This is a genomic window from Streptomyces sp. NPDC047017, assembly GCF_040644175.1.
In the GTDB taxonomy this organism is placed as follows: domain Bacteria; phylum Actinomycetota; class Actinomycetes; order Streptomycetales; family Streptomycetaceae; genus Streptomyces.
Genome location: NZ_JBEYVW010000001.1, coordinates 440959 through 466140, shown reverse-complemented (window position 1 = coordinate 466140; position 25182 = coordinate 440959). Strand labels below are relative to the sequence as shown.

21 protein-coding genes and 1 pseudogene are annotated in these 25182 nt (G+C 72.0%); 6 read left to right on the top strand and 16 right to left on the bottom strand.

Features of this window, described 5'->3' with window-relative positions:
- Window positions 1–169 precede the first annotated feature (169 nt).
- The 4 genes from ABZ858_RS02250 (at window position 170) to ABZ858_RS02235 (ending at window position 4951) form a co-directional block, all read left to right on the top strand.
- A complete protein-coding gene (locus ABZ858_RS02250) occupies window positions 170–1501 on the top strand; it encodes a DUF2252 domain-containing protein (protein WP_361371307.1) in 1332 nt (443 codons plus the stop codon).
- A gap of 69 nt (window positions 1502–1570) precedes the next feature.
- A complete protein-coding gene (locus ABZ858_RS02245; protein WP_361371304.1) occupies window positions 1571–2275 on the top strand; it encodes a hypothetical protein in 705 nt (234 codons plus the stop codon).
- 84 nt (window positions 2276–2359) lie between these two features.
- Window positions 2360–3178 carry a thioredoxin domain-containing protein gene (locus ABZ858_RS02240; RefSeq protein ID WP_361371301.1) on the top strand — a complete coding sequence of 273 codons (819 nt, stop codon included), beginning with the start codon at window positions 2360–2362 and terminating at the stop codon, window positions 3176–3178.
- Between the two features lie 102 nt (window positions 3179–3280).
- Window positions 3281–4951 carry an alkaline phosphatase D family protein gene (locus tag ABZ858_RS02235; RefSeq protein ID WP_361371298.1) on the top strand — a complete coding sequence of 557 codons (1671 nt, stop codon included), beginning with the start codon at window positions 3281–3283 and terminating at the stop codon, window positions 4949–4951.
- A gap of 24 nt (window positions 4952–4975) precedes the next feature.
- Here the strand turns inward: ABZ858_RS02235 and ABZ858_RS02230 are convergent, their stop codons facing one another.
- A complete protein-coding gene (locus ABZ858_RS02230; RefSeq protein WP_361371295.1) occupies window positions 4976–5548 on the bottom strand; it encodes a dienelactone hydrolase family protein in 573 nt (190 codons plus the stop codon).
- A 150-nt stretch (window positions 5549–5698) separates the two neighbouring features.
- Between ABZ858_RS02230 and ABZ858_RS02225 the strand changes: the two are divergent.
- Window positions 5699–6730, top strand: a pseudogene (locus ABZ858_RS02225) (mechanosensitive ion channel domain-containing protein); the annotation flags it as partial.
- A 213-nt stretch (window positions 6731–6943) separates the two neighbouring features.
- Here ABZ858_RS02225 and ABZ858_RS02220 read toward each other — a convergent pair.
- The 6 genes from ABZ858_RS02220 to ABZ858_RS02195 all read right to left on the bottom strand — a co-directional run bounded on the left by ABZ858_RS02220 (window position 6944) and on the right by ABZ858_RS02195 (window position 12477).
- Window positions 6944–7684: an SDR family oxidoreductase gene (locus ABZ858_RS02220; protein WP_361371292.1), complete on the bottom strand. Its 741-nt coding sequence runs from the start codon at window positions 7682–7684 to the stop codon at window positions 6944–6946.
- Window positions 7685–7732: 48 nt separating this feature from the next.
- Window positions 7733–9319, bottom strand: a complete 1587-nt coding sequence (locus ABZ858_RS02215; protein ID WP_361371289.1) for a Na+/H+ antiporter — start codon at window positions 9317–9319, stop codon at window positions 7733–7735.
- Between the two features lie 84 nt (window positions 9320–9403).
- The gene (locus ABZ858_RS02210) at window positions 9404–9874 is read right to left on the bottom strand and encodes a GNAT family N-acetyltransferase (protein WP_361371286.1); all 471 of its coding nucleotides are present in this window, start codon (window positions 9872–9874) and stop codon (window positions 9404–9406) included.
- A complete protein-coding gene (locus ABZ858_RS02205) occupies window positions 9871–10815 on the bottom strand; it encodes an RluA family pseudouridine synthase (RefSeq protein ID WP_361371283.1) in 945 nt (314 codons plus the stop codon). Before ABZ858_RS02205 ends, ABZ858_RS02210 begins: the two co-directional genes overlap by 4 nt.
- A gap of 52 nt (window positions 10816–10867) precedes the next feature.
- Window positions 10868–11602, bottom strand: a complete 735-nt coding sequence (gene lspA, locus ABZ858_RS02200) for a signal peptidase II (protein ID WP_361371280.1) — start codon at window positions 11600–11602, stop codon at window positions 10868–10870.
- A gap of 143 nt (window positions 11603–11745) precedes the next feature.
- The gene (locus ABZ858_RS02195) at window positions 11746–12477 is read right to left on the bottom strand and encodes a TraR/DksA family transcriptional regulator (RefSeq protein ID WP_361371277.1); all 732 of its coding nucleotides are present in this window, start codon (window positions 12475–12477) and stop codon (window positions 11746–11748) included.
- Between the two features lie 599 nt (window positions 12478–13076).
- Between ABZ858_RS02195 and ileS the strand changes: the two genes are divergently transcribed.
- On the top strand, window positions 13077–16223 hold the full coding sequence (gene ileS, locus ABZ858_RS02190; RefSeq protein WP_361371274.1) for an isoleucine--tRNA ligase: 3147 nt from the start codon (window positions 13077–13079) through the stop codon (window positions 16221–16223).
- Between the two features lie 173 nt (window positions 16224–16396).
- Here the strand turns inward: ileS and ABZ858_RS02185 are convergent, their stop codons facing one another.
- The 9 genes from ABZ858_RS02185 to ftsW all read right to left on the bottom strand — a co-directional run bounded on the left by ABZ858_RS02185 (window position 16397) and on the right by ftsW (window position 25113).
- Window positions 16397–17599, bottom strand: coding sequence for a DivIVA domain-containing protein (locus tag ABZ858_RS02185; RefSeq protein WP_361371271.1), 1203 nt, complete (start codon window positions 17597–17599; stop codon window positions 16397–16399).
- Between the two features lie 52 nt (window positions 17600–17651).
- Entirely contained in the window at window positions 17652–17942 is a 291-nt protein-coding gene (locus ABZ858_RS02180) for a YggT family protein (protein WP_018567482.1), read from the bottom strand.
- A gap of 51 nt (window positions 17943–17993) precedes the next feature.
- Window positions 17994–18635 carry a cell division protein SepF gene (gene sepF, locus ABZ858_RS02175; protein WP_361371267.1) on the bottom strand — a complete coding sequence of 214 codons (642 nt, stop codon included), beginning with the start codon at window positions 18633–18635 and terminating at the stop codon, window positions 17994–17996.
- A 127-nt stretch (window positions 18636–18762) separates the two neighbouring features.
- Window positions 18763–19482, bottom strand: a complete 720-nt coding sequence (locus ABZ858_RS02170; RefSeq protein ID WP_361371264.1) for a YggS family pyridoxal phosphate-dependent enzyme — start codon at window positions 19480–19482, stop codon at window positions 18763–18765.
- A 6-nt stretch (window positions 19483–19488) separates the two neighbouring features.
- Window positions 19489–20220 carry a peptidoglycan editing factor PgeF gene (gene pgeF / locus ABZ858_RS02165; protein ID WP_361371261.1) on the bottom strand — a complete coding sequence of 244 codons (732 nt, stop codon included), beginning with the start codon at window positions 20218–20220 and terminating at the stop codon, window positions 19489–19491.
- Window positions 20217–21425: a cell division protein FtsZ gene (gene ftsZ / locus ABZ858_RS02160; protein ID WP_361371258.1), complete on the bottom strand. Its 1209-nt coding sequence runs from the start codon at window positions 21423–21425 to the stop codon at window positions 20217–20219. Before ftsZ ends, pgeF begins: the two co-directional genes overlap by 4 nt.
- Before the next feature lie 279 nt (window positions 21426–21704).
- A complete protein-coding gene (locus ABZ858_RS02155) occupies window positions 21705–22499 on the bottom strand; it encodes an FtsQ-type POTRA domain-containing protein (protein WP_361371255.1) in 795 nt (264 codons plus the stop codon).
- Window positions 22500–22527: 28 nt separating this feature from the next.
- Complete coding sequence (murG, locus tag ABZ858_RS02150) at window positions 22528–23616, bottom strand: undecaprenyldiphospho-muramoylpentapeptide beta-N-acetylglucosaminyltransferase (protein ID WP_361371252.1); 1089 nt, start codon at window positions 23614–23616, stop codon at window positions 22528–22530.
- Window positions 23617–23622: 6 nt separating this feature from the next.
- Window positions 23623–25113 carry a putative lipid II flippase FtsW gene (gene ftsW, locus ABZ858_RS02145; protein ID WP_361371249.1) on the bottom strand — a complete coding sequence of 497 codons (1491 nt, stop codon included), beginning with the start codon at window positions 25111–25113 and terminating at the stop codon, window positions 23623–23625.
- Window positions 25114–25182: the final 69 nt, after the last annotated feature.

The window sequence follows — 25182 nt, the reverse complement described above, 5'->3', positions numbered from 1 at the left end:
TCAGCGTCGAAGTCTATGCCCCGGCACTGACAGCCGGGGCTGTGCCGGTTCCTTCGGGCGGCGAGGGGGCGGCCGGCCGGGGCGGGCACTTACCGGCGGCACCGGACGTTGGTCCGGGGGAAGATCCGCTCCCCTTGTCAGGCACCACCCGCACCAGGAGGCACCAGCGATGTCGGTTCCCCGGCTCAGCGACGAGCAGCGCGGCGAGGAGATCCTCGCCGTCTTCGACACCGCCTTCGGCGAACTGCTGGCCGCCGACCCGGCCGCGTTCCGGGTGAAGTTCCGCAAGATGGCGGCCTCCGCCTTCGCCTTCTACCGGGGCACGGCGTGCCTCTTCCACCACGACCTGGCGGCCGGGCCCACCGGGCGCGGCGGTCCCTACCTGGACGAGCGCACCTCGCGCGTGTGGATCCACGGCGACCTGCACGCGGAGAACTTCGGCACGTACATGGATTCGAACGGCCGGCTGATCTTCAACGTCAACGACTTCGACGAGGCGTACGTCGGCCCGTTCACCTGGGACGTCCAGCGCTTCGCCGCCTCCATCGCCCTCATCGGGTACGCCAAGGCGCTCAGCGACGACCAGATCACCGAGCTGGTCACGGTCTACGCCGCCGCCTACCGGGAGCGGATCCACGCCCTGGCCACCGGCGCCAAGAGCGACGAGGTGCCGCCCTTCACCCTGGACACCGCCGAGGGCCCGCTCCTGGACGCGCTGCGCGACGCCCGCTCGCTGACCCGGTTCGGGCTGCTGGAGTCGATGACCGAGATCCGCGACTTCGAGCGCCGCTTCGCGCCCGGCGGCGGCTCCGTCGAGCTGGACGCCGCCACCCGCTACAAGGTGCTGGCCGCCTTCGACGGCTACCTGGAGACGCTGCCCGAGTCCTCGCTGGCCCGCCCGGACTCCTACCGGGTGAAGGACGTCGTGGGCCGCCGGGGCATCGGCATCGGCTCGGCCGGGCTGCCCTCGTACAACATCCTCCTGGAGGGCAACAGCGACGCCCTGGAGAACGACGTCGTGATCTACATCAAGCAGGCCCAGACCCCGGCCGTCTCCCGGCACGTCACCGACCGGTCGATCCGCGACTACTTCCAGCACGAGGGCCACCGCACGGTGATCTCCCAGCGCGCCCTGCAGGCGCACGCCGACCCGTGGCTGGGCTGGACCGAGCTGGACGGCGCGGGCCAGCTGGTCGCCGAGGTCTCGCCGTACGCCGTCGACCTGGGCTGGGAGGACATCGACGACCCCGAGGAGATCGCGCAGGTCGTCGCCGACCTGGGCCGGGCCACCGCCACCATGCACGCGGCGGCCGACGACCAGTCCGGCGAGTCGCTGGTGCCGTTCTCCACCGAGCGGGCCATCGACGCGGCGATCGCGGCCGACGAGGACGGCTTCGCCCCGCTGCTGGTGGACTTCGCGCACGGCTACGGCGCCCGCGCGCGCGGCGACCACCAGATCTTCCTGGACCTGTTCCGCAACGGACGGATTCCGGGTCTGTGACGGATCGGCCGCACACAGGGACCTTTTAGAGTCCCCTTACCGGCCCCCGTGCCACACTCTTGTCTCGCTATGGACATATCAGGGACCCACCTCAGAGCCGTACGCGCGGCGCTGTTCACGGCCGTGGTCGTGACGCTCAGCACCGCGTCGCACGTGCTCCTCTCGCGGGTCCCGCTGCCGCTGAACACGGTGGCCGCGGTCGCGCTCGCCGTGTTCCTGCTCGCCTACGCCCTGGCCGGCCGCGAGCGCGGCTTCGCGCGGATCGCCGTCCTGCTGGTCCCGCTGGAGCTGGCCGCCGACACCGTCTTCACCACCGGCCAGCACGTCTGCTACGGCCCGGCGGGCGGCCCGCTGACCGGGCCGCTGCGCTCGGTCGGCTGGGACGTGCTGTGCGGCAGCCACGCGAGCGTCGGCACCCCCTGGGCCCGGATGACCGGCGCCGGCACCGACCGGCTCGCGGCGCTGCCGGCGCACGCCGACCCGGCCACCGCCTGGCTGCTGCTGGCCGCGCACATCGCCGTGGGGCTGCTCGCGGCCGGCTGGCTGCGCCGCGGCGAGCGGGCCCTGGCCCAGCTGCTGCGCGCCGCGGGCGCCACCACCTTCCGCCCGCTGCTGCTCGCGGTCGCGGCCGTCGCGGTGCGCCGGCCCCGCCCGGCCCGCCGCCCGGTGCGCCGCGCCCCGCACGCCCTCGCGCTGCGCACCCGCCTCCTCACGCACTCCCTGGGACGGCGCGGACCACCGCGCTCGGCCGCCGCGGCCCTCGCCCTCCGCTGAGCGGCGACGGCCGGCCCGAGCACGACCGGCCCCCTACCCGTACCCGCGCGGCGCCGCCGCGCGTCCCCCAGGAGAGACACCACCATGAGCAAGCGCAACAGCCAGACGGCGAAGACGGCGGCCCGTGAGCGGCTGCGCGCCGAGCGCGAACGCGAGGCCAAGCGCGCCAAGACCCGGCGGCAGCTGATCGTCGTCGCCTCGGTCGTCGTCGTGCTGGCGGCGGCCGGCGGCATCGGCTACGCCGTCGTGCAGGCCAACAAGCCCGGTCACTGGGACGCCGTCAAGGACGAGAAGGTCGTCGCGCCGGCCAACACCTCCGGCACGGACGGCACGACGGTGATCTTCGGCAAGAGCACCGCCAAGAAGACCCTCAAGGTCTACGAAGACCCGCGCTGCCCGGTGTGCGCCCAGTTCGAGCAGACCGTCGGCGCGACCCTGAAGAAGGACGTCGACGAGGGCAAGTTCAAGATGCAGTACATCTCGGGCACCTTCCTGGACGCGCACGACCAGGGCGAAGGCTCCAAGAACGCGCTGAGCGCCCTCGGCGCCGCGCTGAACGTCAGCCCCGAGGCGTTCCTTGAGTACAAGACCGCGCTCTACTCCACCAAGTGGCACCCGGACGAGAACGACGACAAGTTCAAGAGCGACGACTACCTGCTCAAGGTCGCCGACACCGTCTCGGCGCTCAAGGGCAACGCCAAGTTCCAGGCGGCGGTGAAGGACGGCACCTACGACGCCTGGGCCATGGCCATGTCGAAGACCTTCGACGACAACAAGGACAGCGTGACCGGCACCCCGACCCTGGTGATGGACGGCAAGCAGCTCACCGCCCCCGGCTCGAAGAACGCGCCGATGTCGGTGGCGGACTTCGACTCGGTGGTCGGCGCCGCGCTCAAGGGCTGACCGCGCCTTCGCCCGACCGCTGTCGAAACCGCTGTTGAAGAGCGGGCGAACTTCACGGGTTCGCCCGCTCCTCGGCTCTACTGGTCAGTAATCTGATCGCCCGTGACCAGTAGATACAGATCGCCCGAGGCTTCCCAGGGCCTCGGCTCCCTCTCCCCGCGCCGCCGTACGGTCGTCAAGGCCGCGGCGGCGAGCGCTGTCCTGGCCGGTCCGCTGGCCGCCGCGCTGCCGGCCCGCGCCGCCACGGACACCCCCGCCTTCCTGCACGGCGTCGCCTCCGGCGACCCGCTGCCCGACGGCGTCCTGCTGTGGACCCGGGTGACCCCGGCCGCGGAGGCGATACCCGGCTCCGGGCTCGGCCCCGACACCGAGGTGAGCTGGGTGGTGGCCCGGGACAAGGCGTTCACCACCATCGTGGCGAAGGGTTCCACCACCGCCACGGCCGCCTCCGACCACACCGTCAAGGCCGACATCCGCGGCCTGGAGCCGGCCACCGACTACTGGTTCCGGTTCTCGGCCGGCGCCACCGACTCCCCCGCCGCCCGCACCCGCACCGCGCCCGCCCACGACGCCGCCGTGGCCAACCTGCGCTTCGGCGTGGTCTCCTGCGCCAACTGGGAGGCCGGCTACTTCGCCGGTTACCGCCATCTCGCCGCCCGCGGCGATCTGGACGGCTGGCTGCACCTGGGCGACTACATCTACGAGTACAAGACCGGCGAGTACGCGGCCCGCGGCAAGGTCGTCCGGCCGCACGCCCCGGCGAACGAGATCATCACCCTCGCCGACTACCGCGTCCGGCACGCCAAGCACAAGACCGACCCCGACCTGCAGGCGCTGCATCACAAGGCACCGGTCATCGCCATCTGGGACGACCACGAGTTCGCCGACAACGCCTGGTCGGGCGGCGCGGTCAACCACACCGAGGGCGCCGAGGGCACCTGGAGCGACCGCAAGGCCGCCGCGAAGCAGGCGTACTTCGAGTGGATGCCGGTGCGCCCGGCGATCGAGGGCACCACCTACCGCCGGCTGCGCTTCGGCAAGCTGGCCGACCTGTCCCTGCTCGACCTGCGCTCCTTCCGCTCGCAGCAGGTGTCCGGCGGCAGCGGCGCGGTCGACGACCCGGACCGCACGATCACGGGCCGCGCCCAACTGGACTGGCTCAAGGCCGGCCTGAAGGCGTCCGACACCGCCTGGCGGCTGGTCGGCAACTCCGTGATGATCTCCCCGTTCGTCGTCGGCTCGCTCTCCGCGGACCTGCTGGGGCCGCTGGCGAAGCTGCTCGGGCTGCCGCGGGACGGGCTCGCGATCAACACCGACCAGTGGGACGGCTACACCGACGACCGGCGCGAACTGCTGGCCCATCTGCGCGCCAACGCCATCCGCAACACCGTCTTCCTGACCGGCGACATCCACATGGCGTGGGCCAACGACGTGCCGGTGGACGCCGGCACCTACCCGCTGTCGGCGTCGGCCGCCACCGAGTTCGTGGTCACCTCGCTGACCTCCGACAACCTCGACGACATCGTCAAGGTGCCGGAGGGCGTGGTCTCGGCGCTGGCCGCGCCGGTGATCCAGGCCGCCAACCGGCATGTGCACTGGGTGGACACCGACCGGCACGGCTACGGCGTCCTGGACCTCACCGCCGAGCGCGCGCAGATGGACTACTACGTGCTGTCCGACCGCACCCGCGCGGACGCCACCTCCGCCTGGGCCCGCTCGTACCGCACGCGCAGCGGCACGCAGCGGGTCGAGCGGACCTACGACCCGGTGTAGCCGGCCCGGGACCGGTGCGGCCGGTCAGTCCAGGGAGCCGAGGAAGCCGAGCGCCACCCGCCAGGTGGCCTCGGCGGCCTCCGCGTCGTAGTCGGGCAGGTCGGGGTCGGTGTAGATGTGCCCGGCCCCGGGGTAGCGGTAGACCTCCACGTCGGCGCCGGCCCGGCCCATCTGGAGGTACCAGGCGCTCAGCCAGTCGTCCGGCTCGAACGGGTCGGGCTCGGCCACGTGCAACTGGACGGGCAGGCCGTCGGCCTGGACGCCGGGCGCCAGGTCGGACGTGCCGTGCAGGAGCAGCAGGCCGCGCGCCTTCTCGTCGCCGAGGGCGAGGGTCTGGGCGATGGACGCGCCGAGCGAGAACCCGGCGTACACCAGGCCCCGTTCCGAATAGGGGGCCGCGGCCAGCACGGCCCGTCTGAGCAGTTCGTCCTTGCCGATGCCGTCCTTGAACGCCATGCCCTCCTCGACCGAGTCGAACGTGGCGCCCTCGAAGAGATCCGGTGTCCATACCTCGTGTCCCGCGGCGCGCAGCCGGTCCGCGGCCTGCCGCACCGCCGGGGTCAGGCCATGGGTCGAGTGGAAGAGCATGATGTTCATGAGGCCATGGTGCCAGCCGGGTACGACAGTGCCCGACCGCGGCGGGATGTGGATGTTTCGCGAGAGCCTCGCCACACCCGCCGGGCCGTACCCGCGATCGCGGAGAAGACACATGTTCATGTCCGCCCGGGGCCGGTTACGTTCGCAGGCATGGAGAACGTACTGCGTCCGCTGGTCGTGGTCGGCGGCTCCGTCGTCCTCACCCTGGTCATCGGCTGGGCCACCGACCTGCTGCTACGCAAGGCCGACGAACGCCACCACGAGACACCACTGTGGGGGCTGCTGCGCCGCGCCCGCGTGCCCTACCAGCTCGTCCTGTGCGCAGCGCTGCTCAGAGGCTCCTACGACCAGGCCGAGCTGCTGGAGCAGCACCGCGGCGGCATCGGCCGGACCCTGACGCTGGTGCTGATCGGCTCGGCCGCCTGGCTGACGATCCGGATCGCGGCGGCCATCGTGGAGACCTCGTACTCGCGCTACGCCAGCGCCCGCGCCAACCGGGACCCGGCCCGGGTACGGCGGGTGCGCACCCAGGTCGAGCTGATCATGCGGGTGGTCACCGCGATCGTCATCGTGGTCTCGGCCGCCTCCATGCTGCTGACCTTCCCGGAGATGCGGGCGGCGGGGGCCTCGCTGCTGGCCTCGGCCGGCATCCTCGGCATCGTCGCGGGTGTGGCGGCGCAGTCCACGCTGAGCAATATGTTCGCCGGGCTGCAGATCGCCTTCGGCGACATGGTGCGCATCGGTGACACCGTGGTGGTGAACGGCGAGTGGGGCACGGTCGAGGAGATCACCCTGACCTTCCTGACGGTACGGACCTGGGACGAGCGCCGGATCACCATGCCGGTCTCGCACTTCACGTCCAACCCGTTCGAGAACTGGTCGCGCGGCACCCCGCAGATGACCGGCACGGTCTTCTGGCACCTGGACCACGCCGCGCCGCTGGAGGCGATGCGCGAGAAGCTGCGGGACATCCTGCGCCAGTGCCCGGCCTGGGACGGCCGCGCCTACAGCGTGCAGATCACCGACACCACGCCGACCACCATCCAGGTGCGGGCGCTGGTGACGGCGAAGGACTCCGACGACATCTGGACGGTACGGGTCGCGGTGCGCGAGGAGATGCTGCGCTGGCTGTGCGAGGAGCACCCGTACGCCCTGCCGCGCGTCAACACGGCCGAGGCGGTGCCGCGGCAGGGCGACGGCGACGACCCGTCCCGCGACGGCGCGGCGTGGCCATCCTTCAACAAGCACGACAAGCAAGACAAGCACGATAAGTACGACAAGCAGGACCCGCACGACCGGCGTGACCCGCACGACCGGCACGACCGGCACGACAAGCTGGACGAGTTCGACAGGTCGGGGTCGGGGCGCCGGTGAGCTGCCGGCGCCCCGCCGGGGTCAGTGGCCGCGCTCGGCGCCGCCGTTGACCTGGATGATCTGGGAGGTGAGGTGGCCGGCGGCCGGGGAGGCCAGCCAGTGCAGGGTGGCGGCGACGTCGCCCGGCGTGCCGGCCCGTCCCACGGAGGTCTCCGCGACGAGCCGGGCGCGCCGCTCCTCGTCCATCGCGTCGCCGAAGAAGTCGGTGTCCTCGATGTAGCCGGGGGCGACCACGTTCACGGTGATGCCGCGGTGGCCCAACTGGCGGGCCAGGTCGTGGGCGTAGGGGTGCAGGGCGGCCTTGGAGGCGGCGTAGGCGCCGGTGCCGGAGCCGCGGTGGGCGGCGATGGAGCTGAGGAAGAGCACCCGTCCGCCCGGCTCGGCCAGCCGGTCCTTGAGAGCCTCGGTGAGCAGCACGGCGGTCAGCGTGTTGATCCGGAAGTTGACTGTCCAGTTGTCGGCGACGAGATCGAGCGGGTCGTCCCGCTCCACCTGGGGCTCCAGTTGCCCGGAGCCGCCGGCGCTGTGCACCAGGACGTCCACGGCGCCCATCTCCTCGGCGACGAACCGGGCCACCGCCCGCACCCCGTCCACGTCCCCGACATCGGCGGCGAACGTCAGCGCCCCGGGCACCTCCGCCTTGCGCAGCACGTCCTCTCTGCGCCCGAGGAGCAGCACCCGGTCCCCGCCGGCCGCGAACACCTGTGCCGTGGCCAGCCCGATCCCGGTACCGCCACCGCTGATCACCACGTTGCGTGTCATGCTCCCAGAGCCTAGGCCCTGTGCTCCGTGAGTGTCAGCGGACGCGAGTCACCGCAGGCTGCGCACGTCGAGATGGCGCAGCACGCGGTCCACGATCTCCGGGTCGGCGCCCGGCTCGCTGCGCGCGGCCAGCACCTCGTGCCGGGCGGCGCTGAGCATCTCGCTCTGGATGCGCCGCAGCCGCTTGATCCGCCGCACCCGCTTCTCCTGCGCCTCGCGCCGCTCCTCGTCCCCGATCTGCGGGTTGATCCGCAGCCCGATCTCGTAGGCCCGGCGCTGCATCTGCTCGGACAGCTCGTCCGGCAGGTCCTCGACCGTCTCGATCTCCTTGAGCCGCCGCTTGGCCGCCTTCGCCGCCCGGACCGCCAGCTCCCGCTCGAACTCCTGCTCGCGTTCGGTGTCGGCCCGCACGCCCAGCCGCTTGACCAGCCAGGGCAGGGTGAGCCCCTGCACCACGAGCGTCACCATGATGACCCCGAAGGCGATGAACACGATCTCGTCCCGGTCGGGGAAGGGCGCGCCGCTCTGCGTCTCCAGCGGGATGGCCAGCGCCAGCGCGACCGAGGCCACGCCGCGCATCCCCGACCACCACATGACGACGGTCTCCCGCCAGGTCATCGGGATGTCCTCCTCGTAGTCCCGGCGCGCGTGCAGGCGTCTGGTCAGCCAGGTCGCCGGCAGCAGCCACAGCAGCCGGACGAACACCACCACGCCCACCACGACCCCGGCCCAGCCGAGCAGTTCGCCCCAGCGGCCGGACGCGGTCCGCAGCGCGTTGTGCAGTTCCAGGCCGATGAGCCCGAAGGCGACCCCGGTGACCAGGGTGTCCACGACGTCCCAGACGGTGTGCCCGGCCAGCCGGCTGAGCACGTCGTCGGCGTCGGCGGCGTACTCGGACAGGAACAGGGCGGTGGTGAGCACGGCGAGCACACCGGAGCCGTGCAGTTCCTCGGCGAGCACGTAGGAGGCGTACGGCACGAGCAGGGTCAGCCCGATCTGCAGGGTGGCGTCGCCCAGCCGGTCCAGCAGCTTGTTGGCGCCCCAGCCGAGCGCCACGCCGATGGCCACCGCGACCCCCGCGGACAGCACCAGGTCGAGCCCGGCCTGCCAGGCGGAGAACTCGCCGCTGACGACGGCGGCGATCGCCACGTGGTAGAGCACGATGGCGGTGACGTCGTTGAACAGCCCCTCGCCCTCCAGGATCGACACCAGGCGGCGCGGCAGCCCGAGCTGTCCGGCGACGGCGGTGGCCGCGACCGGGTCGGGCGGGGCGATCAGCGCGCCGAGCGCCACCGCGGCGGCCAGCGACAGTCCCGGCACGATGGTGTGGGCGACGACGGCCACGCAGATCGTGGTGACGAAGACCAGCGCGACGGCCAGCAGGAAGATCGGCCGTTTGTTCGCCGTGAACTGCCGCCAGGAGGTGCGCCGTACGGCGGCGTAGAGCAGCGGCGGCAGCAGGGCGGGCAGGATCAGGCCGGGCGGGATGTCGACGTTCGGCACGAAGTCGAGGACCGCCAGCACGATCCCGAGGAGCGTCATCAGCACCGGCGCGGGCAGCCCGAACCGGTCCCCGACGGGGACGCTGATCACCGCCGCGAGCAGGATGACGAACAGCAGGGCCAACTGATCCACGGTCAGCGCTCCGGGAGTCGGACGATCACACGGCAGACCCCCAGCCTGCCATGCCGTCGCTCCGACCGGCCTCTTCGCCCTCGGCTACAGTGCGCGCCGCATCGCCCGGTGCGGGATACCCGCGTCCGGGAACTCGGGTCCGTACGCCGTGTACCCGAGCCGTTCGTAGAAGCCCAGGGCCTGGGTCTGCGCGTGCAGGTCCACCGCGGTCAGGCCGCGCGCGCGGGCCGCGCCCTCCACGGCGCGCACCAGGGCCGCGCCGACGCCGAGGCCGCGGGCCGCCTTCGCGACGGCGAGCCGGCCGAGCGAGCCGACGTCCGCGTCCGCGCCGGTCTTCCCGGCCGCCGCCGCGCCGTGCAGCAGCCGGCCGGTGCCCAGCGGCACGCCGTCCGCGCGGACGGCCAGCACATGCACGGCGACGGCGTCGAGGTCGTCGTACTCGATCTCCTCGGGCACACCCTGCTCGGTGACGAAGACCTCCTTGCGCACCGCGAAGCAGGCCGCCCGGTCGGCCGGCCCTTCGGCGACGCGTACCGCGTACGACGGCCCGCTCACGCGTAGGTCTCCTCGCGCACCTGCTCCAGGGCCTGCTGGAGGTCCTCGGGGTAGTCGCTGGCGAACTCCGCCCACCGGCCGTCGCCGGGGTGCTCGAAGCCGAGCCGTACGGCGTGCAGCCACTGGCGGGTCAGCCGCAGCCGCTTGGCGAGGGTGGGGTCGGCGCCGTAGGTCAGGTCGCCGACGCAGGGGTGCCGGTGGGCGGCCATGTGGACGCGGATCTGGTGGGTGCGCCCGGTCTCCAGCTTCACGTCGAGCAGGGAGGCCGCGCGGAACGCCTCGATGAGGTCGTAGTGCGTGACGGACGGCTTGCCCTCGGCGGTGACCGCCCACTTGTAGTCGTGGTTCGGGTGCCGCCCGATGGGCGCGTCGATGGTGCCGCTGGTCGGGTCGGGGTGGCCCTGCACCAGGGTGTGGTAGCGCTTGTCGACCGTGCGCTCCTTGAACTGGCGCTTGAGCGAGGTGTACGCGTACTCGGACTTGGCGACCACCATCAGGCCGGAGGTGCCGACGTCCAGGCGGTGCACGATGCCCTGGCGCTCGGCGGCGCCGGAGGTGGAGATCCGGTACCCGGCGGCGGCCAGGCCGCCGATGACCGTGGGGCCGGTCCAGCCGGGGCTGGGGTGCGCGGCGACACCGACCGGCTTGACGATCACGACCACGTCGTCGTCGTCGTGCACGATCTCCATGCCCTCGACCGGCTCGGCCACGATCCGCACGGGCGCGGGCGCCTGCGGCATCTCGACCTCCAGCCAGGCGCCGCCGCTCACCCGCTCGGACTTGCCGACCACCGTGCCGTCGACCAGCACCTTGCCCGCCGCGGCCAGCTCGGCCGCCTTCGTGCGGGAGAAGCCGAACATGCGGGAGATGGCGGCGTCGACGCGCTCGCCCTCCAGGCCGTCGGGCACGGGCAGGGTACGGATCTCGGGAAGCGTGCTCACCCGTCGAGTATGCCGGACGGGCCGGGCGGTGCCGTACGCGCGGGCCCTCGGCTCAGTCCTTGTGGACGGTCCCGTCCGGGTCCCGGCCGCTGAACGACAGCAGCACGATCAGGATGCCGCCGCAGACGATCGCCGAGTCGGCGAGGTTGAAGACGGCGAAGTGCTTGGGCGAGATGAAGTCGACGACCGCGCCCTTGAAGACGCCGGGCGAGCGGAAGATCCGGTCGGTGAGGTTGCCCAGCGCGCCGCCCAGCAGCAGGCCGAGCGCGAACGCCCAGGGCAGGCTGTAGAGCTTGCGGGCGAGCCGGACGATCACCACGATCACGGCGGCCGCGATCACCGTGAAGATCACCGTGTACGCCTCGCCGAAGCTGAAGGCGGCGCCCGAGTTGCGGATCATCTGGAACTGGAGCCAGCTGCCGAAGATGTCGACCGGCGCGTGGTGCTCCAGCTTGGCCACCACGATGAGCTTGCTGATCAGGTCGAGGGCGTAGGCGAAGGCGGCCACCGAGAACAGCACACCGATCCGGCGCCTGCCGCGGCCGCGCCCGGCCGCCTCCGGCGTGGCCGGCTCCGCGGTCCGCGCGGGCTCGGCGGCCTCGCTCGCCGCCGGGCCGCCGTCCGCCGCCGGTGCGCCGCCCGCCGGTGCCGTGCCGTCGGCGCGGGCGCCGTCGGGGCCGGCCGGCGGCCGCTCGCCCGGCGTCCCGTCCCCGCCGGTCCGCTGCTGCCCGGTACGCCGCGCGTCCGGGGTGCCCGGCGTCCCGATGATGCGCTCCGCCTCTGCCACGTGAGTCCCTCGCCTAGGTACCTGACCGAGGGCCTGTCGTCCGGATCAGGCCGGGCTCGCGGGCCCTGGCACCGCTCCCTGATCCGGCCTGATCCGAACGAAAGACCCTGGAGCACGAGGGTACGGCACGCCCCGGAGGCGGTTCAGTACCGGCGTTCCTGCTTCTGCTTGCACTCCACGCACAGGGTGGCCCGCGGAAACGCCTGCATCCGGGCCTTGCCGATCGGGTTGCCGCAGGTCTCGCACAGGCCGTAGGTGCCCGCCTCCAGCCGGTCCAGGGCGCGCTCGGTCTGGGTGAGCGTCTCGCGGGCGTTGGCGGCCAGCGCCATCTCGTGCTCGCGGGTGATGTTCTTGGTGCCGGTGTCGGCCTGGTCGTCGCCCGCGCCGTCGCCGGAGTCGCGCATCAGGCCGGCCACGGCGGCCTCGGACGCGCTGATCTCCGCGCTCAGCCGCTCCAGCTCCGACTCCAGCTCGGCGCGGGCCTCGGCGACCTCCTTCTCGGTCCAGGGGTCCTCCCCCGGGCGCACCGCGAGGTCGCCGGGGTCCACCACCGCGGCCACCCGTGCCTTGGGGACGGCCGTCGTGGCCGCCGTGGCCGTGCCAGGAGTCTTCTTCGCAACCACCGTCGTGGCTCCCGTCTGCTTCGCGGCCTCGGCCGCGCCCGCCTTCTTGCCCGTGCTCTTCCTGCCCACACCGGCTCCGTCCCCACCCCGCGCGGCCGCTCCGGTCCCCGCGGCCCGCGCCGCCTTCCCGGCGGGAGCCCGCTTCCGCTGCTCCTGGCCGGCATCGGCGCCGGCACCGGTCCCCGTGGCTCCGGTACGGGTGTGCCGGGACCTGCCGGACGCCGACTGCTCGGCGGTCTTCTTCGCCACCATGCCCGCGGCCCCTTCACATAGGGTGATCTGCACGCGAATCGTGCTGGGACGATAAATCGACTTGAGTTCCGCGGCAACGGGGCACGCCGCCCGATCCGCCCGCCCCGCGCCCGCCGTCGGCCGGCCTGCATCCGTTGTGCCCCGCTCCCCGCCGGGTAATCCGACCGGCTGCCCGTCCGGTGATCCGACCGGGCGCCCCTCGCCGTTCGGGTCACCGGGGCACCGGCTCCGCCCCCCGGCGGCCCCGGCCGGTAAAGCGGTCGGCCGCCCGCCCCGGAGCGCCGTACACTGGCCTCAGCGAGAAGCGTGGATGGGGACGAGTAGCGGCGTACGCAGCCCAGAGCGACCCGGGGACGGTGTGAGCCCGGGGGCGAGCGCGACGTGAAGATCACCCCGGAGCCGCCGGAAGAACGCCCCAGCGCCTGCGCGGGGGCCGGTAGACCCGGCATCGCGACCCCAATGAGGGGGCTCGCCGGGGCGCAGGGCGCACCGGAGGGCCAAGGAGGGTGGTACCGCGGGAGCGCGCCGCACACGGCGTACACAGCACGAAGGCTCTCGTCCCTCCGACGGAAGGCAGAACGTCCGCCGGAGGAAGCTCCTTGAACACTCAGCCGCAGTACCGCCAGGTGCCCGCCCAGGTCGACCTGCCCGCGCTCGAACACGCGGTGCTCGACTTCTGGCGCGAGCAGAAGATCTTCGCCAAGAGCCTGGAGCAGTCCGAGGGCCGCCCCGAGTGGGTGTTCTACGAGGGCCCGCCCACCGCCAACGGCATGCCGGGCGCCCACCACATCGAGGCCCGCGTCTTCAAGGACGTCTTCCCCCGCTTCCGCACCATGCGCGGCTACCACGTGGGCCGCAAGGCCGGCTGGGACTGCCACGGCCTGCCGGTGGAGCTGGCGGTGGAGAAGGAGCTGGGCTTCGGCGGCAAGAAGGACATCGAGGCGTACGGCATCGCCGAGTTCAACGCCCGGTGCCGCGAGTCCGTGCTCCGCCACACCGACGCCTTCTCCGAGCTGACGACCCGCATGGGCTACTGGGTCGACCTCGACGACGCCTACGTCACGATGGACCCCGAGTACATCGAGTCGGTCTGGTGGTCGCTGAAGGAGATCTTCGACAAGGGCCTGCTGGTCCAGGACCACCGGGTGGCGCCCTGGTGCCCGCGCTGCGGCACCGGCCTGTCCGACCACGAGCTGGCGCAGGGCTACGAGACGGTCGTCGACCCCTCCGTCTTCGTCCGCTTCCCGCTGACCTCCGGCCCGCTCGCGGGTGAGGCCGCGCTGCTGGTGTGGACGACGACCCCGTGGACGCTGGTGTCCAACACGGCGGTCGCCGCGCACCCCGAGGTGACCTACGTGGTCGCGACGGACGGCGCGGAGAAGCTGGTCGTCGCCGAGCCGCTGGTCGCCAAGGCGCTCGGCGAGGGCTGGCAGACCACCGGCGAGACCTTCACCGGCGCCGAGATGGAGCGCTGGACCTACCGGCGCCCCTTCGAGCTGGTGGAGTTCCCCGCGCCCGCCCACTACGTGGTCAACGCCGAGTACGTCACCACCGAGGACGGCACCGGTCTGGTCCACCAGTCCCCCGCCTTCGGTGAGGACGACCTCAAGGTCTGCCGCGCCTACGGCCTGCCGGTGGTCAACCCGGTGCGCCCGGACGGCACCTTCGAGGAGGACGTCGATCTTGTAGGGGGCGTCTTCTTCAAGAAGGCCGACGAGCGGCTGACCGCGGACCTCGCCGAGCGGGGCCTGCTCTTCCGGCACCTGCCCTACGAGCACAGCTACCCGCACTGCTGGCGCTGCCACACCGCGCTCCTCTACTACGCCCAGCCGTCCTGGTACATCCGCACCACGGCCGTCAAGGACCGGCTGCTGGCGGAGAACGAGAAGACCAACTGGTTCCCGGACACGGTCAAGCACGGCCGCTTCGGCGACTGGCTGGACAACAACGTCGACTGGGCCCTTTCCCGCAACCGCTACTGGGGCACCCCGCTGCCCATCTGGCGCTGCGAGGAGGGCCACCTCACCTGCGTCGGCTCGCGCGCGCGGCTGTCCGAGCTGACCGGCACCGACCAGTCGGCCCTGGACCCGCACCGCCCGTTCATCGACGAGGTCACCTTCGCCTGCCCGCAGGACGGCTGCGCGGCGACGGCCGTACGCGTGCCCGAGGTCATCGACGCCTGGTACGACTCGGGTTCGATGCCGTTCGCGCAGTGGGGCTACCCGTACAAGAACAAGGAGCTGTTCGAGAGCCGCTACCCGGCGCAGTTCATCTCCGAGGCGATCGACCAGACCCGCGGCTGGTTCTACACGCTGATGGCGGTCGGCACCCTGGTGTTCGACAAGTCGTCGTACGAGAACGTCGTATGCCTGGGCCACATCCTCGCCGAGGACGGCCGCAAGATGTCCAAGCACCTGGGCAACATCCTGCAGCCGATCCCCCTGATGGACCAGCACGGCGCGGACGCGGTGCGCTGGTTCATGGCGGCCGGCGGCTCCCCGTGGGCGGCCCGCCGGGTCGGCCACGGCACCATCCAGGAGGTGGTGCGCAAGACGCTGCTGACCTACTGGAACACGGTCGCCTTCCAGGCGCTGTACGCCCGTACGTCCCACTGGGCGCCCTCGGCGGCCGACCCGGCCCCGGCCGACCGCCCGGTCCTGGACCGCTGGCTGCTCAGCGAGCTGCACGCGCTGACCGACCAGGTCACGCAGGCCCTGGAGGCGTACGACACGCAGCGTGCCGGCAAGTTGCTGTCCGCGTTCGTCGACGACCTGTCGAACTGGTACGTCCGCCGCTCGCGCCGCCGCTTCTGGCAGGGCGACAAGTCCGCGCTGCGCACGCTGCACGAGGTCGTCGAGACGGTCACCAAGCTGATGGCCCCGCTGACCCCGTTCATCACCGAGCGGGTCTGGCAGGGCCTGATGGTGCCGGTCACCCCGGGCGCCCCGGAGTCGGTGCACCTGGCGGCCTGGCCGGAGGCGGACCTGTCCGCGATCGACCCGGAGCTGTCCCGGCAGATGCTGCTGGTGCGGCGGCTGGTGGAGCTGGGCCGGGCCACGCGCGCGGAGTCGGGCGTCAAGACCCGCCAGCCGCTGTCGCGGGCGCTGGTCGCGGCGGCGGGCTTCGACGCCCTCGACCGCGAGCTGCACGCGCAGATCACCGAGGAGCTGAACGTGTCCTCGCTGGCGTCGCTGAGCGAGGTCGGCGGCTCCCTGGTGGACACCACCGCCAAGGCCAACTTCCGGGCGCTGGGCAAGCGGTTCGGCAAGCGGGTGCAGGACGTGGCGAAGGCGGTCGCCGGGGCCGACGCGGCGGCGCTGTCGCTGGCGCTGCGCGAGGGCACGGCGTCGGTGGAGGTCGACGGCGAGACGGTCACCCTGGCGCCGGACGAGGTGATCATCACCGAGACCCCGCGCGAGGGCTGGTCGGTGGCGTCCGACTCGGGCGCGACGGTGGCGCTCGACCTGGAGATCACCGAGGAGCTGCGCCGGGCGGGCCTGGCCCGGGACGCGATCCGGCTGATCCAGGAGGCGCGCAAGAACAGCGGCCTGGACGTCGCGGACCGGATCGCGCTGCGCTGGACCTCCACGGACCCGGCGGTGCTCGCGGCGCTGTCGGAGCACGCGGGCCTCATCGCCGACGAGGTCCTGGCGACGGACTTCGCCCAGGGCGAGGCCGACGGCACCTACGGCGACACCTTCACGGACGAGGGGCTTTCCCTGACGTTCCGGCTGCGCAAGGCGTAGGGGGCGAGCCGGTTCCCCGCGCCTCTGTGAAAGGGGCGCGGGGAACCGCGCGACCAGCCCCCACCGGCCCGCACACGTACACGCACACACGGGAACGGCCCCGGAGGACGAATCCTCCGGGGCCGTTCTCTCAGGCTGCCGACGCCTATTCGGGGAAACCCTTCAGGGCCTCCTCAGTTGTCGTCCTCGTCGATCAGGAAGCCCCGCATCGGGGACGGTGCCTGACCCATCGGGGACGGACCCTGCGGACGCACCGGCGCCATCGGCTGGGTCATCGCCGGGGACATCTGCTGCTGGCTGCCGTAGGACGGACCGGCCGGGCCGGGCGCGCCCATCCCCTGGTTGCCGCCGTAGGACGGGGCACCCGCGCCGGCCGGAGCCATGGAAGGCGCCGGGGACGGCGGCAGCGACGCGGCCGCCGGGGTGCGCGGCGGGGCCAGCGAGTCGTCGGCCTGGGTCTCCAGCTGACGCAGCTGCGACTCCAGATACGACTTCAGTCGCGTACGGTACTCGCGCTCGAAGCCGCGCAGGTCCTCGACCTTGCGCTCCAGCGTGGCGCGGGCGGACTCCAGCGAGCCCATCGCGACGCGGTGCTTCTCCTGCGCGTCCCGCTCCAGCGCGTCGGCCTTGGCGCGGGCGTCCCGCTCCAGCCCCTCGGCACGCGAACGGGCCTCGCCGACGATCTTGTTGGCCTCGGAACGGGCCTCGGCGATCGCCTGGTCGGCGGTCTGCTGAGCCAGCGACAGGACGCGCGCGGCGCTGTCGCCACCGGGACCCTGGCCCATCGGGCCGGGACCGCCCATGGGACCGGGGCCGCCCATCGGGCCCGGACCCATCTGGCCCTGCATCGGACCGGGGCCCTGGCCCATCGGTCCCGGGCCCTGGCCCATCGGGCCGGGACCCTGACCCATCGGGCCGGGGCCCTGCGGGCCCTGTCCGCCGGGGCCGGCGGGCAGCTGCGGGGCACCGCTCGGCAGCTGGGGCGGGCCACCCATGGGGCCACCCATCTGCTGCTGCGGCGGGCCCGATATGCCGGCGGGCACCGGAGCGCCGGGACCTCGCATGCCCTGCTGCGGCATCCCGCCCTGGGGCATCCCGCCCTGCTGGGGCATTCCGCCCTGCTGCGGCATGCCACCCTGCTGCGGGTGCTGCTGGTCCTGCTGCTCCGGGGGCTTGCGCATGTTCTGCTGGTTCTGCGCGGCGGCGCGGGTGGCCGCGGCCAGCTTGGCGCGCAGGTCCTCGTTCTCGCGGAGGAGGCGGGTCAGTTCGGCCTCGACCTCGTCGAGGAAGGCATCGACCTCGTCCTCGTCATAGCCTTCTCGGAGGCGGACGGTCGTGAACTGCTTGTTCCGCACGTCCTCGGGGGTCAACGGCATCTCTTCACCTCAACGTAGTCATCGGCAGTCGGCAAGACCGTATCGTCCACTCTCATGTCGCGAGGCTTCCCACGATGTAGATCAGGATGTAGACGATGATCATCAGTACGAAGAAGGACAGGTCGAGCGCCACGCCCCCGAGACGCAGCGGCGGGATGAACCGCCGCAGAAGCTTCAGCGGTGGATCGGTGACAGTGTAGGTGGCCTCCAGAACGACCACCATCGCCTTGCCGGGTTGCCACGAGCGGGCGAACTGGAACACATAATCCATGACCAATCGGAAGATCAGCACGATGAGGAACACCATCAGCGCGATGTAGAGAACCTCCATGGCCACGCCCATGATCGGTGCTTCCCTCTCCCCTGCTCCGTGCCTGTATTCCGGTGGTGCGTCTCAGCTCTGGTTGAAGAACCCGCCCTCTGCGATGCGGGCCTTGTCCTCCGCCGTGACATCGACGTTAGCAGGCGACAACAGAAACACCTTCTGCGTCACCCGCTCGATGCTCCCGTGCAGGCCGAAGACCAGACCGGCGGCAAAGTCGACAAGTCGCTTCGCGTCCGTGTCGTCCATCTCCGTCAGATTCATGATCACCGGGGTGCCCTCACGGAAGTGTTCCCCGATGGTACGGGCCTCGTTGTAGGTCCGGGGGTGAAGTGTGGTGATCCGGTACGGCTCACGTTCCGACACGACCTTGGGCATGATCACCGGTGCGTTCTTCTCCAGGCTCGCGCGTTCTTGTGTGATGGATGCCACGGGCGCGATACGCGCCGGACGTGGGGATTCCGCCGGGAGCGAAGCGGAATGGGACACAGGTTCGCGTGGCGCCGGAGGCTGCACCACGCGTACCGGTTCGTCCCTTTGCTGCTGGTGTGTTCCGTGCGGCGGGTGCGACGGTTCGTGCCGTCGGCGGTCCCGCTCGGGCTCCGGGTCAAGTTCGGGTTCGAAGTCGTCGTCGGGGTCGAAACCCCGGCCGTCGTACCCATCGTCCTCCACGAGGCCGAGGTAGACCGCCATCTTGCGCATCGCGCCGGCCATGCTCTGAGTCCTCCGCTCTGTGGTGGATCGGCTGACGACCGCCAAGTCCCCGCGATCCACGAGGTCGTTGCGCCTTCTTCGGCGGTATTGACCATATTTTCTGCTGTGGTCCGACTTCTTGGCGACGTTACCCGAGCCTGGGGCGGACTCCGAGTACCGCAGTGCCGACGCGCACATGTGTCGCTCCGGCGGCCACGGCCTGCTCCAGGTCCGCGCTCATCCCTGCCGAGACCATGGTGGCAGCCGGATGGTTCCCGCGCAGGCGGGTCGACAAATCCATGAGCCGTTCGAAGGCCGCCTGTTGACGACCGGCATACGGGCCGGTCAGCGGCGCGACGGTCATCAGTCCGTCCAGCCGCAGCCCGGGCGAGCGGGCCACGAGACCGGCCAACTCCTCGATCCCGTCCGGCGCCACCCCGCCGCGCTCGCCCCGGTCGCCGGCCTCCGCGTCCAGGGCGACCTGGATCAGGCAGCCCAGCTCGCGCCCTGCGCGCACGGCCTCCTTGGAGAGCGCCGTGACCAGCCGGGAACGGTCCACGGACTGCACGACATCCGCGTAACCGACCACGGACCGCACCTTGTTGGTCTGGAGCTGACCGACGAAATGCCAGCTGAGCGGGAGGTCCGCGCACTCGGCGGCCTTGGGGGCCGCGTCCTGGTCGCGGTTCTCGGCGACCTGGCGCACCCCGAGGCCGGACAGGGTCCGCACATCGGCCGCCGGGTAGGTCTTGGTGACCACGATCAGGGTCACGTCCTCGCGCGGGCGCCCCGCGGCGGCGCACGCGGCGGCGATGCGCTCCTCGACTCTCGCCAGGTTGGCGGCGAGTTCGTCCTTACGTTCCGTCATGCCCCATCAGTCCAGCCAGACATAGCCCGCCAGCCGACCGGTGGTGCGGTCGCGGCGGTAGGAGAAGTGGTCGCGCGACTCGCGCGTGCACACCGGCGACCGCTCCCGGTCGCGCACCCCGGCGCGCTCCAGCTGGGCGTGCACCCCGGCGCTCACGTCGAGCGCCGGCGTGCCCCAACTCGTCTCGGCGTACGCCGCCGGCTCGGCCGAGGCGACCTCGGCGCGCATCGCCTCCGGCACCTCGTAGCACCGGCCGCACACGGCGGGTCCGGTGCGGGCGGTGATCCGGGCCGGCTCGGCGCCGAGTCCGACCATGGCCCGGACCGTGGCGGGGACGACGCCGGCCACCATGCCGGGGCGTCCCGCGTGGGCCGCGGCGGCGACCCGGGCGACCGGGTCGGCCAGCAGCACCGGGACGCAGTCGGCGGTGAGCACCGCGAGGGCGAACCCCGGGCGGTCGGTGACGAGCGCGTCGACGGAGGGGACACCGGCCGCGGGGTCCCACGGTCCGTCCACCACCGCCACGTCGGCGCCGTGCACCTGGTTCATCCAGACCACCCGGGCCGCGTCCAGTCCGAGGGACTTCGCCGCCCGCTCCCGGTTGGCCCGTACGGCGTCGGGGTGGTCGCCGACCGCGCCGCCGAGGTTCAGCTCCTCGTACGGAACGGCGCTCACCCCGCCCCACCGGTCGGTGAAGGCGAAGTGCGCGCCGTTCACGGTGTCGCGCGGTCCTATCACTTCAGGAAGTCCGGTACGTCCAGTTCCTCGGCCGCGCTGTCGGTGTAGGTCCGCGGCGCCGGCGGGACCGGCGGGGCGGCCGGGACGTCGTTCACCGGCTCCGGGGCGACCGGCTCCGGCTCCTCCTTCGGCGTCACGCTGCCGAGCGAGCCGAAGGTCGGACGGCTCTCGGACTGCCGTACCGGACCCGGCTCCTCGCGGCGGGGCGCGGGCGAGGAGGAGGCCGAGCCGAGGACGTTGTCCCGGCGGGCCGGGGGCTGGCCGCCGTCGAAGCCGGCCGCGATCACGGTGACCCGGACCTCGTCGCCGAGGGCGTCGTCGATGACCGCGCCGAAGATGATGTTGGCCTCGGGGTGCGCGGCCTCGCTGACCAGCTGGGCGGCCTCGTTGATCTCGAACAGGCCGAGGTCCGAGCCGCCGGAGATGGACAGCAGGACACCGCGGGCGCCGTCGATGGACGCCTCCAGGAGCGGCGAGGAGATCGCCATCTCGGCGGCGGCCACCGCGCGGTCGTCGCCGCGGGCCGAGCCGATGCCCATCAGGGCGGAACCGGCCTCGGACATGACCGACTTGACGTCGGCGAAGTCGAGGTTGATCAGGCCCGGGGTGGTGATCAGGTCGGTGATGCCCTGCACACCGGACAGCAGCACCTGGTCCGCGGACTTGAACGCGTCGAGCACGCTGACCTGGCGATCCGAGATGGACAGCAGCCGGTCGTTGGGGATGACGATGAGGGTGTCGACCTCTTCGCGGAGTTCGGCGATGCCGTCCTCGGCCTGGTTGGCGCGGCGCCGTCCCTCGAAGGTGAACGGGCGCGTGACCACGCCGATGGTCAGGGCGCCGAGGGAGCGCGCGATGTTGGCCACGACGGGCGCGCCGCCGGTGCCGGTGCCGCCGCCTTCACCGGCCGTCACGAAGACCATGTCGGCCCCCTTGAGGACCTCTTCGATCTCCTCGCGGTGGTCCTCGGCGGCCTTGCGGCCGACGGCCGGGTTGGCTCCGGCGCCCAGTCCGCGGGTCAGTTCACGGCCGACGTCCAGCTTGACGTCGGCGTCGCTCATCAACAGCGCCTGCGCGTCGGTGTTGATGGCGATGAACTCGACGCCCTTGAGACCGACTTCGATCATCCGGTTGATGGCATTGACACCACCGCCGCCGACACCGATGACCTTGATGACTGCGAGGTAGTTCTGCGGTGCTGCCACGTCGAAGGCCTCTCGCCTCGAATTACGTTGCCGTCGCTTCGCGGATGCCCGCGCGGCGACGGCTGATGCCGAATGGGACGGTCCGTAACGCCGACCCGAACCCTAACCCTGAAGTTTAGGGTTACCAGTGTGCCTGTTCCTTGAAGTCTTCTGAACAGGACACTAAGTCGACAAGTGGCGCCCGTTCAACGAACACGCCGAACCTCCCGTTTTTCTTTTCACCCTATGTGATCAGGCATAGCGGTGCCCAACCAGGGTGCTGGCCTGCGCTGATGTGCGTCAACTCCCGGCTGACGCGGGGGCGGTGGGGACGCTGACGTCGAAGTGCCGTGCGCCGGGCGCGGCTTTCATCAGCGCGGTGAGCGCGCGGGCCTTGTCGGGGCCGCTCTCGCCGCTGCCCCAGGCCACGGTGCGGCCGCCGGTCAGCTCCAGCGAGATGTCGTCATAAGTACGGACCTTGATGGCGCGGGTCTGCCGGGAGACCGCGACCGGCAGCCGGCCCGCGACCGTGACCGCCTCGCGCACGAGCCGGTCCTCGTCGAAACGGCGCAGGCTCGCGGCGGCCGAGGCGGAGCGGGAAAGGGACAATTCCAGGACGGGCACGCCTTTGGGCGCCTGGGAAACTGTGGCGAACCGGACACCGTGCGCGTCCACTTCGCGGAACTTTCCGCCCTTTTCCTCCACCATGACCGCGGTGCGCTCGACCACTGTGAGCTGGATTCCGTGCGGCCAGGAACGCTCCACGTCCACCGAGTCGATCCGGGGCAGCCGACGGCGCAGCCGCGCCGCGACCGCGCCGGTGTCCACCGACATCAGCGGGTCCCCCACCGGGACCGCGGCGGCCGAGCGCACCTGTCCGGGCGTCAACTCCCGGGTGCCGGAGACGGTGACGTGCTCGACCCGCGTCCACGAGGAGCCGTACAGGACCCAGAGGGTGCCGCCGCCCAGGAGGGCGACGGCCGGCGCCAGGACGGCGATCGTCCGCAGGGGCCGCCGCCGCAAGCGGCGGACCAGGGGCGGGCCGGACGACTTCTGCTGGCGTTCACCGCGTCGGGCGGTCGTCGGTCCGGCCACGCTTCCAAGCCCCTTCGTTCATATGGTCCTAACGGCGCGAGGCGATGGCCTCGTACACCATGCCGACGAGCAGGTCGTCGGCGTCCCGGCGGCCGAACTCACCGGCGGCCCGGGACATCTGGTACAGCCGGTGCGGATCGGCCAGTACGGGCAGGACGTTCTGCTGCACCCACTCCGGGGTCAGGTCCGCGTCGTCGACCAGCAGTCCGCCGCCGGCCTTGACCACCGGCTGGGCGTTCAGCCGCTGTTCGCCGTTGCCGATGGGCAGCGGGACGTAGGCGGCCGGGAGCCCGACGGCGGAGAGTTCGGCGACGGTCATCGCGCCGGCCCGGCAGAGCATCATGTCGGCCGCGGCGTAGGCGAGATCCATCCGGTCCACATAACTTACCGGGATGTAGGGGGGCATTCCCGGCATCTGCTGGACACGCGGCAGTTCGTTCTTCGGGCCGACCGCGTGCAGGATCTGGATGCCGGCCTGCTGGAGCCAGGGCGCGACCTGCTGGACCACCTCGTTGAGCCGGCGGGCGCCCTGCGAGCCGCCGGAGACCAGCAGCGTGGGCAGGTTGGGGTCCAGGCCGAACAGCGCGCGCGCCTCGGGGCGTACGGCCGCCCGGTCGAGGGTGGCGATGGCGCGGCGCAGCGGGATGCCGATGTAGCGGGCGCCGCGCAGCTTGTTGTCCGGGGTGGAGACGGCGACCTGGGCGGCGTAGCGTGAGCCGATCTTGTTGGCCAGGCCGGGGCGGGCGTTGGCCTCGTGGATCACGATGGGCACACCGAGCCGCTTGGCGGCCAGGTAGGCGGGCAGCGCGACATAGCCGCCGAAACCGACCACCGCGTCCGCCTTGGTGCGCTCCAGGATCTGCTCGGCGGCCTTGATGGTGCCGCGCAGCCGGCCCGGCACGGTGATCAGCTCGGGGGTGGGCTTGCGCGGCAGCGGTACCGCCGGGATCAGCGCCAGCTCGTAACCGCGCTCCGGGACGAGCCGGGTCTCCAGACCGCGCTCCGTGCCCAGGGCCGTGATGCCCACGGTCGGGTCCTGCCTGCGCAGGGCGTCCGCGAGGGCGAGCGCGGGCTCGATGTGGCCCGCGGTACCTCCGCCGGCGAGTACGACATGCACCGAAATTCACCGCTCTCCGGACGGCCGCGCCGCCGAGGCACGCCGTCGCATCGTGTTCCATCTCCGGGGCCCCTGACCGGACCCCTGACCCGCTCCTTGCCCGGATCTCTGGCCCGATGCCCGTCCGGAGGCACCGCCCGGATTCCCGCCGGTGTTCCGGCCGGGGATCCGCCCGGGTCTCCGGTCGGGCCTGCGGCCGGTCTTGCGGCCGGCCGCGGAGCCCTGCGCCCGCTTCCTGCCGAAGCGGGGCTGCCGCATGGCAAGCGCCGCCCGCGCAGCGGGCTCGTCACGCGCGAAGGCGATCAGCAGCCCGATGGCGAACATGGTCGGCAGCAGGGCGGACCCTCCGTAGGAGAACAGCGGGAGCGGGACACCGGCGATCGGCAGCAGGCCGAGCACCGCACCGATGTTGATCACCGCTTGCGCGATGATCCAGGTCGTCACGCCTCCCGCGGCGTACCTCACGAAGGGGTCCTCCGTGCGTCCGGCCACGCGGATGCCCGCATAGCCTAGAGCCGCGAACAGGGCGAGCACCGACAGCGTCCCCGCCAGGCCCAGTTCCTCACCGGTGACGGCGAAGATGAAGTCGGTGTGGGCTTCGGGGAGTTGACCCCATTTTTCCACACTCGCGCCGAGGCCGGAACCGAAGAATCCGCCCGAGGCGAGGGCGTAGATGCCGTGCACCGCCTGCCAGCACTTGGTGGCGTCGGTGGAGCCGACACAGGCGAACCGGCCCAGGCGGTTGGGGCTGGTCTTGATGAGGACCAGGCCGATCAGGGCGGCGACCGAGAGGACGCCGACGAAGAGCCGGGTGGGCGCGCCCGCCAGCCAGAGCAGGCCGAAGAGGATGGCGGTCAGGATGATCGCGGTGCCCATGTCACCGCCGAGCATGATCAGGCCGAGCAGCATGAAGGCGACCGGGACCAGCGGCACCAGCATGTGCTTCCACTGCGTGAGCAGCCGCCTCTCCTGCTTGCGCGCGATCAGGTCGGAGGCCCAGAGCACCAGGGCCAGCTTGCCGATCTCGCTGGGCTGGATCTGGAAGGAGCCGCCGAGCGAGATCCAGTTCTGGTTGCCGTTGACCGACATCCCTATCCCCGGCACCTGCACCAGGGCCATCAGGAACACCGCGCCCGCCAGCATCGGGTAGGCCAGCGCCCGGTGCAGCTTCACCGGCATCCGGGCGGCGGCGAACAGCAGCCCGGCGCCGATCACCGCGGCGAGCAGCTGCTTGCGGAAGAAGTACGACCCGGGCAGCGCCATCTGCAACGCGGTGACCTGGGAGGCCGAGTAGACCATCACCAGGCCGAGCACGGTGATCAGCGAGCTGCCGCCGAGGATCAGGTAGTACGCCGTGAGCGGGCGGTCCCACGCCTTGCGGGCGCGGGTGACGAGGGTGCGGACGGGGTTGTCGCGCGAGGTGCGGGCGGCGGCGGGCCGTGCCGTGGCCCGCTGTACGGGCGGACGGCCGGCGCGGCTGCCGGGGCTACCGGGCATCCGGGCCTCCCCCGTTCGTCGGCCGCACGGATCTGGTTCGGCTCGCGGGTCCCACGCGTCCCTCCCAGG